The sequence below is a fragment of the Sphingobium sp. CECT 9361 genome (assembly GCF_918741285.1).
Classification (GTDB): Bacteria; Pseudomonadota; Alphaproteobacteria; order Sphingomonadales; family Sphingomonadaceae; genus Sphingobium.
The window spans coordinates 1-13,811 of the sequence record NZ_CAKKNC010000002.1 but is presented as its reverse complement, the minus strand read 5'-3'; the positions used below and the strand labels follow the sequence as shown (position 1 = coordinate 13,811).

Below are 13,811 nucleotides of genomic sequence, written 5' to 3'. Positions count from 1 at the left end.
CCACTTGCTTTTCGTCCGACCTGCACTGGCAGGCTTTGATCTGCGTCAAAGACGTGACGCGATCGAGCCGAATGATCGGGTGAACCAATCGCAGGCAGCAACCACAGCATGGCCGCTGACGACCAGAAAAATCGACCGGGCGGCGCGCGAGGCAGGGCCCGAGCTACCGCCGTCGTGATCGCCGCTCGCGGCGACGCCTTTAGCACCGTCGGGCTGCCGGGCATCAACGACGAGCTTGACGTGCAGTCGGAACCACCAACCGCCTCGATGGTCGAGGTACGACGCCCCCTTGGCCCTTTTTTCTATCCCGATCTCGGACCTTGGATTTTTGACCTCGGTCAAAAGAACGGCCTTGACCCTGGACTATGATCCAAGCGCGATAGGGGTGGCGGAGGTAATTCATGGCTGGCTTGACCATTGGCGCTTTCGCGAAGGCAGTTGGCGTCCGGCCCGACACCATTCGCTATTATGAGCGCAACGGTCTCCTGCCGCACCCCGCACGCTCGTCGGCGGGTTACCGCTTGTACGCGGAGAGCGACCTCGAGCGAGTGCGCTTCATCCGCAAGGCGCAACAGCTTGGCTTTACGCTCGCCGAAATCGGTCTGCTTCTCACGTTGCAGGCTTCGGACACCGCTCGCGCCGCGGACGTTCTGGACATTACGGAGAGGAAGATCGCGGAGTCCACTTCCCGGATCATCGATCTCAATCGCATCAAGGATGCACTCGAGGGGCTCGCCGCCGAGTGCCCGGTGGATGCTCCGGTTTCTGACTGTCCGATTCTTGCGCACCTCGCGAACACAAGCGCCCCTGCTTTCGGCGCCAGCGGGGCGACGGCATGAGATTTGGCCCCCTACCCCAATGTGACCCGCGCGGAGGCAGCGGAGCTGGCGATCCGCGCGCTGCGACTAACTGCCGGCGGTCTCTACCCGCAAATCGATCGGACAGAAGAACGGGCCATTTGAGCTCGGGAGAGGGACTGCGGGGCATACAACCGAACAGAGAAAGGTAACATCATGAAACTTCTTATGGCAGCAACCGCGTCGCTCTCCCTGGTTCCGCTTGCGGGGTGCGCGACGATGAGGGACGCAACTCCCGAACAGCGGGCTAGTTGCGAGCGCATGGAACAAACCATGGGCACCAACACGACGCACGACCACAACGAGATGAAGGGCATGGGCATGAACCCGATGAATCTCAGCCACGCACGGTGCCAGCAGATCCTCGCACAATAGTCGCGCGACCTGAGTCGCTCGTCGAGTCGCCATAGAGTCTCTGCGTCGGGCAACCGACTGCTTTACTTGTAGCGACTTGGCGAGCGACGAGGGTGACAGCATCTCTCCGCTGCCAGGAATTACGCTGCGGAGACAGTACAGAGTTTCAACCGTTGAAAGGAGTAAGACTATGAAGAACCTAAGAAGGAGTATCCGCCGACCGGTTTTCGCCTCCACAGCCGCCATGTTAGCGCTCTTGAGCGTGACAGCGTGCGACGGTTCAAAAGACGCACCGGCCAATATCACGGCTGGTGACGAGAACGTCGCGCTGCCGGAAGACGAAAGCAGGGAAGAGCACCACGAGCAGGGAGTGGCGGCCGAGATGCACAATCGGATGTCCACTCAGCAAGGCAACCAGATGGGTGCAGGCCAGGGCGGAATGGCGGACGATCAGATGGGGGCCGGCGGCATGATGGATGATAAGATGCCGATGGGCAACTCCACGGCCAAGCCGGATACCGGCAAGGATAAGGCCATGCCGAAGGATAAGGCCATGCCGATGGAAGACGACGAGCCCATGCCGATGAAAGACGACATGTAGCGTGAAACTCTCGCCCGCGGGGAATTTGGCAATGGTGGTTCAACAATGGCTCTTTGGACGGTGAGCGGCGCGACAACGATCGTCGATGCTTGCCTGGAACGGGTGGCGTGGGTTCAGGCTCCAGTGCTCGCGCCCCTGATCTCGATGTCGTCGGCGCAGCGCCCCCCCCCCCGGCCCTGCGCCGGCGGCACTGCTCGCGACACTTGTCGCATGACGAATAACTCGATAAGTCACCCATCAACTGCGGAAATTTCAGCACAAAGAGGCCGCAACTCGTGCCTGAGGGAGCGGCACCAGCGCCGCTCCGCCGGCAGTCCAAGCTGTCGATTGCCAAGCCGGCGCCGATGCCGGCCGCGGCCCAACCGATGCCGATGAAGGATGACAAGTAAGGAATCCTGATGTGAAGTACGGTCCTGCCCAGATCATCTCGCGCCGTACGTGGACGACGATGAAAATCGTTCGGCTGGGATTCGCGGCGCCAATGGCGCTCTTCGGATCCTCAGCGGCGCTGGCGCAGGCGTCGCCCTCCGAGCACGCTTCGCATCATCCGGGCGCCGCTGCCGCACCGGCGAACGCAATGCCGGCAGCCGACACAAAGGTGGCAGCCCCGCAGGGCGCACCCGCCCCTCCCCCCGCGGGCGGAATGACGGGCATGATGAAGGGGATGATGTCGCCATCCCCAGGTGGCGGGGAAGCAGCTGGAGCCGAAGCAGGCTGCTGCGGGATCGTAGGCGGCAAGCCGTTCTACCCGGCCATGATGAACTTCCCAGCGCTGACGGACAAGACGCGCGCAGCCATCAGGACCGAAGCGATCGCGCGCCTCGGATCGGGCGCGGCGGCCGTCACGGCCGGGCAGGTCGAACTCCATCGCGCCCAATCGTCGAACGACCCGGTGGCTGCGCAGGCAGCCATCGGCCTGGTGCGCGATGGGGTGTCGCTCGCGGAAAGCGGCAACAGTGCGTTGCAAGGCCTGAACCAAAATCAGCCGCCGCCACGCATCGCGCTCGCCTGGTTCAAGCGCGAGATGAGCGTGACACCGGAAAGCGACATGATCATGGACGGCGGCTTTCGTGACCTGTCCTGGCTTCACGTCGCCGCCATGCTGCTGCTTGCAGCCGCGCTCGTTGCGGCATTCCTGCTACGCCGGGCGCGGCTACAGCGTATCGGCGCCCTGGCGCAGCGGCTGACTCCCGGGGGTCAGCCGCCCGGCACCGCGCCTGCGGCGGCGGCCACACCGAAGCCGCCGGGGCCCGTCGCGGGCGCTCCGGTTGCTGCGGCCGCCCCGGTCAAACGGCCCTGGAAGGGCGTCCTGCGGATCAAGGCGATCTTCGACGAGACGCCGACGGTCAAGACTTTCCGGCTGATGGAACCCAATCTAGAGTCGATCCCCTTTACGTTCCTGCCGGGACAATATGCGTCGATCACCTCCGAGATTGACGGTCAAAAAGTGCGGCGCTCCTACACGATCTCTTCTTCGCCCACCCAGCACGACTATATCGAGCTTACCGTAAAGCGCGAGGAGCATGGCCTAGAGTCCCGCCACCTCCACGATCATGCACAGACTGGCGATCTGCTCGAGATCACCGCGCCGGCCGGAAATTTCTTCTTCACCGGCAAGGAAGCCGACGGCATCGTCCTGATCGCCGGGGGTGTGGGCATCACGCCGATGATGAGTGTTTTGCGCTACCTTACTGATCGATCGTACCCGTATGAAATCCACCTTATCTACGGTGTTCGTACTCCCGCTGACCTGATTTTCCGCGAGGAATGCGCGTATCTCGCCAGTCGGCACCCGAACGTCACCATCCTGTCGATCGTCTCGTCCGCGGAAGGCACCGACTGGAAGGGCCCGGTCGGCTTCATCACGGCGGACTTCATCGCCGGCTGTGTCGACGATATCGTGAAACGCCGCATTCATCTTTGCGGCCCGCCGCCGATGATGGACGCGGTCAAAGCGGCGCTGGAGGAACTCCACGTCCCGTCGGATCAGGTCAAGACCGAGGACTTCGCGCCGCCCAAAGGCGGTCCCGTTCCCGATAAGGAGCCCGACGACGAGCCCCCGGCTCCGCCGGCGGATGCGGCTGGCGGCGGTGCGGCGCCACCTTCGGCTCAGGCGACCGTCAACTTTTCCAAGTCCGGGAAGTCAGGAAACCTGGCGCCGGACCAATCCGTGCTCGAGGCTGCCGAAGCGATCGGCGTTGTGATCGACTTCGAATGCCGGGTCGGGATCTGCGGGCGCTGCAAGGTGCCGCTTAGCGAAGGTACGGTGACGATGGAGGTTGAGGACGCGCTCTCGGCCGACGAGAAGGCGGGCGGCATGATCCTCGCATGCCAAGCAAAATCTGCGAGCAACCTGGTCGTGGACGCCTGACGTGACCGAAAGCGAGAAGGTCACCGTTGGCGGCATGCTCAGCGCTCTCGTCCTGATCGTGCCCGCGTTCCTGGTGCACGTCGCGCCTCGCTTTCCCGGCAGCCTGACAGGCTCATTGTTCGGCATCGCCGCGGCAGTGCTCTTCCTGCTGCTGCTGTCCTATTCGGCCGTGAAGCGGCTGCCGTGGGTAAAGGAGCGCACGAAAGAGCATGTCTCGATCGGCGCTGTTCTGACCTTTCACGTCTATGCTGGCGCAGTCGGGGCGCTGCTCGGCATCATTCACTCGGGACACAAGTTCCAGAGCCCGCTCGGAATTGCACTGACCCTGTCCATGCTCACGGTCGTGGCAAGCGGGTTCGTTGGTCGATACTACCTCGCTCACATCGGCCAGGACTTGCGCGACCAGCAGAAGGAGCTCGGTGTCTTGCGCACTCGCTACGACAGTCTCGCGCTGGCCGCGGCGGGGCTCAAGGATCAGGCCGTGGTCGACCCTAACGGTGTCCCGCTCGGGCAACTGCTCGGAGCGATGTCGGATCTCGAATTCGCGATCACCGCACGCGAGACGCTCAAGCGCACGCTGGCACGCTGGGTCGTCCTGCACATCGCCGCCTCGATCGTGATGTATGCGTTGCTGGTGCTGCACATCTGGAGCGGGATCTATTACGGGTTGAGGTGGCTTGGATGAAATTTTCGGCCGCATCCCTGCTGATCCTGGTGGCAGCGGCGATCCTCGCGGCGATCGCCGTGCCGATCTCGATCTATCGCTCCGGCAGCGACGCGATACCGGGCTGGAGTGCGGCCGTCCGTCCTGGGCCGTTGTCCAAGGCTCACGCATTCCTCGGAGATAAATGTGCGAGCTGTCATACGCCCAACGAGGGCGTCACTGTCGACAAGTGCGTTGCCTGCCACGTGCCGGCCAAGGAACTGCTGTCGAAGCCCTCGACGGTGTTCCACGCCAATGTGACGACCTGCAGTGGTTGTCATGTGGAGCACCAAGGGCGCGACAAACGCCCCATCAAGATGGACCACGCCGTTCTCGAGAAGCTCGCGATCCGCCAAGCGGGCAAGCCCGTCGCGCTCGATTGCAAGGGGTGCCACGTCTTCAAGGACAAGCACCAGGAATTCTTCGGGCCAAAATGTGCGACTTGCCATGCCACCGACACGTGGAAAATCGTCGGCTTCCTTCACCCAAGCCCGAAATCGAAGGAATGCGCGCAGTGCCACAAGCCGCCGCCGAGCCATCTGATGATGCATTTCGAGATGATGGACAGGTCGATCACCGGCCAACGAAACGCAACCGTCAACCAGTGCTTCGCCTGTCACCAGACCGATTCGTTCAACAACATCAAAGGGGTAGGTCGGGTCGATATGCACTGAAACGCTAGTAACGGGGAACTGAAGTTTCACCGCGAAAGGCCAAAGCTCGACACTTTCTCACCGAATGCAATGTGGCCGCCGCACAGCGCTGACGCTGGACCGGATCCTCGACGCAATGCGACACCTTCGCCCATGCGGCCGGCACGCAAGCCCAAGGTGATCATCGCGGCTTGGTCGCATTCGTCCACAGCACCGACGCGCGCACGAGCTGGATGGGAAACGGGCAACCCAGTCCTTTTTTGTCGTTGTCGCTTTTGACTAAGGTCAAAAGAACGGCCTTGACCCTGGACTATGATCCAGGCGCGATAGAGCGATTGGAGGTCAGTGATGGGTGATTTCACAACTGGCGTATTTGCAGAGGCCGTTAGCCTCCGGACCGATTCATCCGCTCTTGTAAGCGTCACGATGTTCGACACGCGCTGCGCAGCGACAGCCGCTCTGTCAAAATGAGAAGAGCCGAAATCGAACGATATTTTGCGTGGGGTTGGCGAGCAGACCCCCCAGGCGCGATCCGGATGGAGACGAGACGATGACCTACCAGAGCATCAACCCCTACGACGGCAAACTCCTGCAAAGCTTCGACGATCTTACCGAGGAGAGCCTTGAGACAAAGATTGCGACGGCCGCCGCGTGCTTCGAGAGCTGGCGGCAGACGACGTTCGCGCAGCGGGCGGCCATCGCCGCGAAAGCCGCCGCCATCATGCGGGCCCGCGCCGACGAGTTCGCGCGGCCGGTAACGCTCGAAATGGGCAAGCGCATCGCCGAAGCGCGGGGCGAAGTGGCGCTCAGCGCGGACATCATCGATTACTACGCGCAGAACGCCGAACGCTTCCTCGCGCCCGAACGCCTCCATCCGAGTTCAGGCGAAGCGGAGATCGAAAGCACCCCCCTCGGCGTACTCTTCGGAGTTCAACCATGGAACTTTCCCTATTATCAGCTCGCGCGCTTCGCAGCGCCCAACCTGATGGCGGGCAACGTCGTGATGGTGAAGCACGCCGGGAACGTTCCGCAATGCGCCATCGCGTTCGAAGAGCTGTGGCTGGAGGCCGGGGCACCAAAGGGCGCCTACACCAACCTGCTGATCTCCCACGACCAGGTGAACCGCGTCATCGACGACCCGCGGATCAAGGGCGTGGCGCTGACGGGCAGCGTCGAAGCCGGAAAATCCGTCGCTGCGCGGGCGGGGCAGAACCTGAAGAAATCGACGATGGAGCTTGGCGGCAGCGATGCCTTCATCGTCCTTGATGACGCCGATCTGGAAAAGACCGTCGAGTGGGCGGTCTGGGCCAAGATGAACAATACGGGCCAGTGCTGCGTGGCGGGCAAGCGCTACATCGTCGTCGAGGAGTTGGCCGATCGGTTCCTCGACAAGTTCCGCACCGCGCTCGCGAAGCTGGAACCCGGGGACCCGATGGACGAGGCGACAACGCTCGGTCCGTTGTCCACCGAAGGCGCCCTGGTGAACCTCCTGGACCAGGTCGATCGGGCGGTCGGCGACTGCGCCACGGTCGTGATGGGCGGCAAGAGGATCGACCGTCCGGGCTCCTTCATGCAGCCCACGATCCTGGCCGATATCGCGCCCGATAGCGCCGCATTCCGGGAGGAGTTCTTCGGGCCGGTCGCGCTCTTCTTCCGGGTCAAGGATGAAGACGAAGCGGTGGCGCTCGCCAACGACTCGGCTTTCGGGCTTGGCGGCTCGGTCTTCACCGGCGACGTCGCGCGCGGCAAACGCGTCGCGAGCCGCATCGATACGGGCACGATGTTCGTCAATCACCCAACTTGGACGACGCCCGACCTGCCGTTCGGTGGGGTCAAGGACTCAGGCTACGGCCGCGAGCTTTCGAACATGGGCATCCAGGAATTCGTCAACAAGAAACTGGTTCGCGTCGAGGCGATCGACGCGCCAGCCTAGATCGCAAGGCGCGGATTTCGAACCAGCGCGGCGTCAACAGCGCGCCTTCGACTGACTTAAAAAGGAAAACAGCCATGGCTTCTACAATGCAGGCCGCAGTGGTCGAAACGTTCGGCCAGCCGTTGGTCCTTCGCGAATGGGACATGCCCACGCCCGGCCCAGGTCAGATCGTCGTGAAAACCGAAGCGTGCGGCGTGTGCCACACCGATCTTCATGCCGCGAACGGCGATTGGCCGGTGAAGCCAACGCTCCCGTTCATTCCGGGTCACGAGGCCATCGGTCCGGTCGTCGCGGTCGGAGCCGGCGTTACGATCGTCAAGGAAGGCGACTGGGTCGGGGTGCCCTGGCTACACTCGGCATGCGGTCATTGCGAATATTGCCTGAAGGCCTGGGAAACGGTTTGCGCCCAGGCGCAGTTCGGCGGCTACACGAAGAACGGCGGTTTCGCCGAATACGTTCTGGCCGACCCCAATTACGTCGCCCACATCCCCGACGGCCTCGCGGCGGCCGAGGCTGCCCCGCTCGTCTGTGCCGGCATCACCACCTACAAGGGCATCAAGGAAACCGGAGCCAAGCCCGGCGAATGGATCGCCGTTTCGGGCGCCGGAGGCCTCGGCCATCTGGCCATCCAGTATGCCAAGGCCATGGGACTGTCCGTCGCGGCGATCGACATCGACGACACAAAGCTCGAACATGCCAAGCGCCTCGGTGCCGATCTCGCGATCAACGCCAAGGCGAGTGACCCGGCGGAAGCCTTGAAGAAAGCGACGGGCGGCGGTGCTCACGGCGTCCTGATCACGGCGCCCTCCCTCCCCGCGTTCAAGCAGGGAGTCGCCATGACCCGCAAGCGCGGAACCTGCGTGCTGGTCGGGCTGCCGCCCGGCGAGTTTCCGGTCTCGCTCTTCGATGTAGTCGTTGACTGCATCACCATTCGCGGATCGTTCGTCGGCACACGCCAGGACATGGCCGAAGCCCTCGCATTTGCCGCCGAGGGCAAGGTCAAGGCGAATATCGAACTGCAGCCGCTGTCGGCGATCAACGAGGTTCTGGGCCGGCTGCAACGTGGCGATGTGGCCGCGCGCGTCGTCCTCGATTTCGCGGGCAGCTGATCGTTATGACACGGCTCTCGATCGCATCGGCCGGCGCGAGATATGGCGGGCGCCGGCCTGCTTGGCCTGTCGGCGGTTTTCGCGCGCTCAACGTGAAAGATTGTCGGGTTTTACACCCAAGTCCTCGGTCAACCACTTGTTCTCAGTACCACAAGGCACCGCCGAGCCACTATATGGTGCACTTTGAAATGATGGATAAGTCGATTACGGGTCAGAGAGCCGCGGGTGGATCAGTTCTTTGCGTGCCACCGGACCGACTCGTTCAATAACATCAAGGGCGTTGGCATGGTCAAAGTAACACTGACCTCAGCAAGTCCCGGCGTTACCATGGCTATCTGGCAAATCCGCAGTTAAACCGGTCTCATTATGCTAGACATTGACATTGGCCATCCTTCATCGCTGGACAGCGTCACGCATATAATTCAGGTCGCGTTGACACCTATATTCCTGCTCTCAGGTATCGCGGCGCTCCTCAACGTGTTCTCGACTCGCCTCGCCCGTGTGGCCGACCGGGTGGATCAGCTTGCGCTAGCGCTCGAGAGAGCCAATGCAGCGGACGGCTTACTCCTTTCGGTCCAGCTAGCCTATCAGCGGAGGCGATCGCTGGTGCTTGATGCGGCCGTCGTGCTCGGCGCTCTCGCCGGAGGAGCGACCAGCAGCGCAACGCTTGTGCTCTTTCTCGGCGCTTTGCGCAATAACACGGTCGTCTCGGCGTTGTTCATACTTTTTGGTTTGGCAATTGTGTTCACCATCGGCGCACTCGCGGCGTTCGTGACGGAAATGCTGATGGCGAGTCGCGGTTTGCGGAGCACGGTCGCTGAACACTGCCGATCGGACCCGTGCACCAACGGCCCACAAGACGGTTGAGTTCAAAGGCTCTCGCCCTAGCCGCCGCCACGAGCCTTCTCCTTTTTGATCAGGGTCAAAAGAACGACCTTGACCCTGGACTATGATCCAAGCGCGATAGAGCGATTGAGGTCAGTGATGGGCGGTTTCACAATTGGCGAATTTCCAGTGGCCGTAGGCCTCCGGACCAAGCCATCCGCTGCTGCAAGCGATTCGATGTCCGGCGCGCGCTGCATAGCGGCAGCCGCTCTGCCGAAATGAGAAAGGCCAAGGATGATCAGCCCCTCTGAGGTAATCGACCGGCGAAGAGTGCTGACGAATGGCGGCCTGCTTGGTCTCGCCGCGGTGCTTGCGCGCGGAGCGCCGGCCTATGCCTGGACACAGGACAGCCAGGCATTGGCGGTTTCGAACCCCGCCGCGGCAGGCGTGCGCAGCTACGATCTGGAGATCGACGACTACCGACTGATGGTCGACGGACGTCCCGGCAAGGCGATGGCGATCAACGGAACCGTGCCGGGGCCGCTCCTGCGTTTCCGCGAGGGCGAGGAGGCCGTCATACGGGTTACGAACCGCTTGAAGGAGATCGCCTCGATCCACTGGCACGGGATCCTCCTGCCCCCGGGCATGGACGGGGTTCCCGGCGTGAGCTTCGCCGGCATCGCGCCCGGCGAGACGTTCACCTACCGCTTTCCGCTGCTTCAGAGCGGCACCTACTGGTGCCACAGCCATTCGGGCGGGCAGGAGCTGCTCGGCGTTTACGCGCCCTTCGTCATCGATCCGGCCGGTCCCGATCCCGTCGCCTTCGACCGGGACTATGTCGTGTTGATGTCCGACTGGAGCTTCGAGGCCCCAGAAAAAATTATCGCCAATCTCAAGAAGCAGTCCGGATATTACAATTATCAGAAGCGCACGCTGGCCGATCTCGTCCGCGATGTCGGCGCGAACGGCTGGTCGGCGACGCTCACGGAACGGCTCAGCTGGTCCAAGATGCGCATGGACCCGACCGACTTCGCCGACGTCACCGGATACACCTACACTTACCTCATCAACGGACTGACGAGTGACGCCAATTGGACCGGGCTGTTCCGGCCGGGCGAGCGCGTGCGCCTGCGCTTCATCGCGGCTGGCGCAATGACCTATTTCGACATCCGCATCCCCGGGCTCAAGATGACCGTGGTGCAGGCGGACGGGCTGAACGTCCAGCCGGTTGAGGTCGATGAGTTCCGGATCGCGCCCGGCGAAACGTTCGACGTGATCGTCGTGCCTGAGGACCGCGCCTACACGCTGATGGCGGAGACGATGGACCGGAGCGGGTTCGCGCGCGGCACCCTCGCCCCGCGCGCGGGCATGACCGCCCCGATCCCGCCGCGTCGGCCGCGGCCGATCCGGACGATGGCCGACATGGGCATGGACATGGGCGGCATGGACATGGGCGGCATGGACATGGGCGCGGGCAAGGCCGGGATGGGGAGCATGTCCGGGATGCCGGGCGCCGTCGCTCCCTCGTCACCGCCAGTCATGGACATGAGCGGTCACCAGATGCAGAACATGGGCGCGGCCGAGCGGGTTCGCGCGGACGCCGCCGAAAAACTGAAGACGGCGCACCAATCGGGCATGGCCGACATGCCGACGACCGGCGGCGCGATGGGCGCCATGGGTGCGATGCCGGGCATGAGCGGCGAAGGCGCCGCGGCCAAAGATCAGCGCTTCGCTCACGGCCCCGACACACACGGGGTCGGCAATTCCTCGATCGCCATGGTCGCGAAGAACCGTCTCGGCGAACCGGGCTCGGGGTTCGACACCGAGAATTCGCGCGTCCTGGTCTACGCCGATCTTCGCAGCGTGATCCCGCAAACCGATCTGCGTGCGCCCGAGCGCGAGATCGAACTGCACATCACGGGCAACATGGACCGCTACAGCTGGTCCTTCGACGGCAAGAAATACTCCGAAGCGCGCACCCCGATCGCGTTCAGATATGGCGAACGGCTGCGCATGGTGTTCGTCAACGACACCATGATGGAACATCCGATCCACCTTCACGGCATGTGGATGGAGCTCGAGAACGGCGGCGGAGCGAACCAGCCGCGCAAGCATACGGTCAGCGTCAAACCCGCCGAGCGCCTGACGGTGGCTGTGACCGCCGACGCACCTGGGCAATGGGCGATGCACTGCCACCTGTTGCTCCACATGGAGATGGGCATGTTCCGCGTCGTCGAAGTCTCCTCCCCCGCCTGACCGGAGAAAGCCGTTGCGCTTCACACCTTCATTGTTGCCCGTCCTGTTCGTGCTGCCGACCGGTCTTCAAGCACAGGAGACGGGCGTGCAGGGAGCTGGCGAACCGATGGCTATGCCGATGCCGGCTCCCGGCAAAACTTCGCAAGCCGAACCGGTTGCTGCACCTGCCCCGACAGGCCAGGAGACAGCAACGCTGCCCAACCTTGCGGAGCGTTCGGGATGGCCGGAGCCGACCGCCGACAGCGCGAACTACAGCTACTTGGTGACAGAATTGCTTGAGTATCGCGAAAGTCGCGCCGCGGGAGCAATCCGATGGGATATTTACGGCTGGTACGGCGGCGACGTAAACCGGCTTTGGGTCAAGACCGAAGGGCTGCAAGACGTATCGGGGCCAGGCGGAGGCGAGCAGGAGGGGCAGCTTCTCTACGGCCGATTGATCTCGCCCTTCTTCGACTTTCAGGCCGGCGTCCGTTTTGCGCACCGCTCGGGGCCAGGCCCCAATCAATCGCGAACCTATGCCGCGATCGGCGTGCAGGGCCTCGCTCCTTACCGCTACTCGCTCGAATCGACGCTGTTCATCAGCCAAGATGGTAAGGTCTCCATGCGGGCGACCGCCACCTATGATCAGCAGTTGACCCAGCGGCTCATCCTGCAACCGCGCTTCGAGTTCGACGCCGCAGTTCAGAAGGATCGGTCGTTCGGCGTCGGTTCCGGGCTGAACAAGACCGAACTCGGTCTCAGGCTGCGTTACGAAGTCAAGCGCGAGTTCGCTCCCTATGTGGGTGTCTCGTGGACACAGAGCTACGGGAGCACGAAACGACTGGCGCGCGCGGAAGGTGAAGACACCAGCCTCGTCTCCGTCGTCGCGGGAGTCCGGATGTGGTTCTGAGAATGGCTCGCGTCTCGATTGAGCTGAACCAGTCTCGCCCGGCAGTCGAGGTGTCAAGATGTTTGACGGAAATGGAGCGTCGATATGAGTAATTCCATACAGAGCTTGGCACAACGGCTCCGAGCGCACCCCCTGACTTCGGTTATCTCCGGCATTCTCGTCATTGTGGCACTATATCTGGTGTACGAGCACCGCACCTCCCCACTTGCGACGCTCCCCTACCTCCTCCTGCTCGCTTGTCCGCTGATGCATCTTTTCATGCATGGTGGTCATCGCCGGCACACCAGCAAACATGCGGAGAACCCGGGAGGTTCAACGGGGGCAATCGGCAACCGCCTTGTTAGCCGCGAAGCAGAGGGTGGGCAGTGATATGCCGCTGCGGAGCGCCCATTGGCTCCGCGCGATTGCTCTGATGGCATTTGCCGCCGGTGCTTCCACGACGAGCGTCTCGCAAGCAGCGATCGCCCAGGCGGAGGCGAGCCTTGTCGGAACTTGGTCGTTCGACGGCCGCCAAGCCTGCAAGTCCGGACCAGCCTGGGTCTTCAGCCCCGACGGTTCGTATTCGGAGGTGATGCTCCCCGAGAGAACGCCGCGCGGGACCGGCGGGTGGCGTGAGCAGGACGGAAGCATCTTCTATTCGCTGGCCGTTCCGGCTTCGAGAACGCAGCGCCAGCCCCGGCTTGAACGCCGCATGACCATCATCGAGCGCTCACCGGACCGGATTGTTGCGGTGACACAGCGGCGGGTTCGGCATGTGATGCACCGGTGCCGGTAAGAACTTCGTGCTCGTGCCGCCCTGGCGGCTGGCGGGACGCTTATCCCGCCCAAACGGTGCAAGGGCGCCGGGTTCACACGCAGCGGGTCAGAGGGAAGATGGCGAGCGCGGCGATCACGGTGTCCGTCGTCAGAACATTTGGCACAACTCGCGGCGTAGATCAGCGGAGTGTGGGCCTCGTCTCGGATTGATGTTTAGGCGGCGAGCTTGCAGTGTTGCAAGCGCCGATGTTCGAGTGTCTTTCGCTTGATCCTTTCTCTTCGTTTGATGATGGCGGCAGCCCTGCCGAAGTAGGCATCGGCGGGTGTCACATTGTCCAGGCTCTCGTGGTAGCGCTGGTGGTTATAGTGCTCGACGAATGTCCGTCGTCAGAACATTCGGCACAGATCGCGGCTTAGATTAGCGGAGGGCGGACCTCGTCTGGGGTTGGGTTTTATGCGGCGAGCTTGCGGTGTTGCAAGCGCCGATGTTCGATGGTCTGTCGT

14 protein-coding genes and 1 pseudogene are annotated in these 13,811 nt (G+C 62.9%); 13 read left to right on the top strand and 2 right to left on the bottom strand.

Annotated features, from left to right (window positions below):
* Positions 1-45: 45 nt before the first annotated feature.
* Positions 46-342 (bottom strand): hypothetical protein, encoded by a 297-nt coding sequence (locus tag LQ220_RS05290; protein ID WP_158014296.1) that lies wholly within the window; start codon positions 340-342, stop codon positions 46-48.
* Positions 343-401: 59 nt separating this feature from the next.
* Between LQ220_RS05290 and LQ220_RS05285 the strand changes: the two genes are divergently transcribed.
* From LQ220_RS05285 to LQ220_RS05230, 13 genes are all read left to right on the top strand, one after another.
* The gene (locus tag LQ220_RS05285) at positions 402-839 is read left to right on the top strand and encodes a heavy metal-responsive transcriptional regulator (protein WP_047100364.1); all 438 of its coding nucleotides are present in this window, start codon (positions 402-404) and stop codon (positions 837-839) included.
* Between the two features lie 174 nt (positions 840-1,013).
* Entirely contained in the window at positions 1,014-1,232 is a 219-nt protein-coding gene (locus LQ220_RS05280; RefSeq protein ID WP_230187279.1) for a hypothetical protein, read from the top strand.
* Positions 1,233-1,401: 169 nt separating this feature from the next.
* On the top strand, positions 1,402-1,812 hold the full coding sequence (locus tag LQ220_RS05275) for a hypothetical protein (RefSeq protein ID WP_158014297.1): 411 nt from the start codon (positions 1,402-1,404) through the stop codon (positions 1,810-1,812).
* A 400-nt stretch (positions 1,813-2,212) separates the two neighbouring features.
* Entirely contained in the window at positions 2,213-4,183 is a 1,971-nt protein-coding gene (locus tag LQ220_RS05270; RefSeq protein WP_230187278.1) for an FAD-binding oxidoreductase, read from the top strand.
* Position 4,184: 1 nt separating this feature from the next.
* Positions 4,185-4,868: an iron reductase gene (locus LQ220_RS05265; protein WP_230187277.1), complete on the top strand. Its 684-nt coding sequence runs from the start codon at positions 4,185-4,187 to the stop codon at positions 4,866-4,868.
* Complete coding sequence (locus LQ220_RS05260; protein WP_047100368.1) at positions 4,865-5,560, top strand: cytochrome c3 family protein; 696 nt, start codon at positions 4,865-4,867, stop codon at positions 5,558-5,560. Before LQ220_RS05265 ends, LQ220_RS05260 begins: the two co-directional genes overlap by 4 nt.
* A gap of 529 nt (positions 5,561-6,089) precedes the next feature.
* Positions 6,090-7,472 carry an NAD-dependent succinate-semialdehyde dehydrogenase gene (locus tag LQ220_RS05255; RefSeq protein ID WP_230187276.1) on the top strand — a complete coding sequence of 461 codons (1,383 nt, stop codon included), beginning with the start codon at positions 6,090-6,092 and terminating at the stop codon, positions 7,470-7,472.
* 74 nt (positions 7,473-7,546) lie between these two features.
* A complete protein-coding gene (locus tag LQ220_RS05250) occupies positions 7,547-8,581 on the top strand; it encodes a zinc-dependent alcohol dehydrogenase (RefSeq protein ID WP_230187275.1) in 1,035 nt (344 codons plus the stop codon).
* Between the two features lie 366 nt (positions 8,582-8,947).
* On the top strand, positions 8,948-9,448 hold the full coding sequence (locus tag LQ220_RS05245; RefSeq protein ID WP_230187274.1) for a DUF2721 domain-containing protein: 501 nt from the start codon (positions 8,948-8,950) through the stop codon (positions 9,446-9,448).
* 252 nt (positions 9,449-9,700) lie between these two features.
* Positions 9,701-11,662, top strand: a complete 1,962-nt coding sequence (locus LQ220_RS05240) for a copper resistance system multicopper oxidase (RefSeq protein ID WP_230187273.1) — start codon at positions 9,701-9,703, stop codon at positions 11,660-11,662.
* Between the two features lie 13 nt (positions 11,663-11,675).
* Complete coding sequence (locus LQ220_RS05235; protein WP_230187272.1) at positions 11,676-12,551, top strand: copper resistance protein B; 876 nt, start codon at positions 11,676-11,678, stop codon at positions 12,549-12,551.
* An 84-nt stretch (positions 12,552-12,635) separates the two neighbouring features.
* A complete protein-coding gene (locus LQ220_RS24990) occupies positions 12,636-12,920 on the top strand; it encodes a DUF2933 domain-containing protein (RefSeq protein ID WP_354957098.1) in 285 nt (94 codons plus the stop codon).
* Positions 12,921-12,963: 43 nt separating this feature from the next.
* Complete coding sequence (locus tag LQ220_RS05230) at positions 12,964-13,326, top strand: hypothetical protein (RefSeq protein ID WP_230187271.1); 363 nt, start codon at positions 12,964-12,966, stop codon at positions 13,324-13,326.
* 194 nt (positions 13,327-13,520) lie between these two features.
* Here the strand turns inward: LQ220_RS05230 and LQ220_RS05225 are convergent.
* Positions 13,521-13,685: pseudogene (locus tag LQ220_RS05225) on the bottom strand (IS3 family transposase); the annotation flags it as partial.
* Positions 13,686-13,811 lie beyond the last annotated feature (126 nt).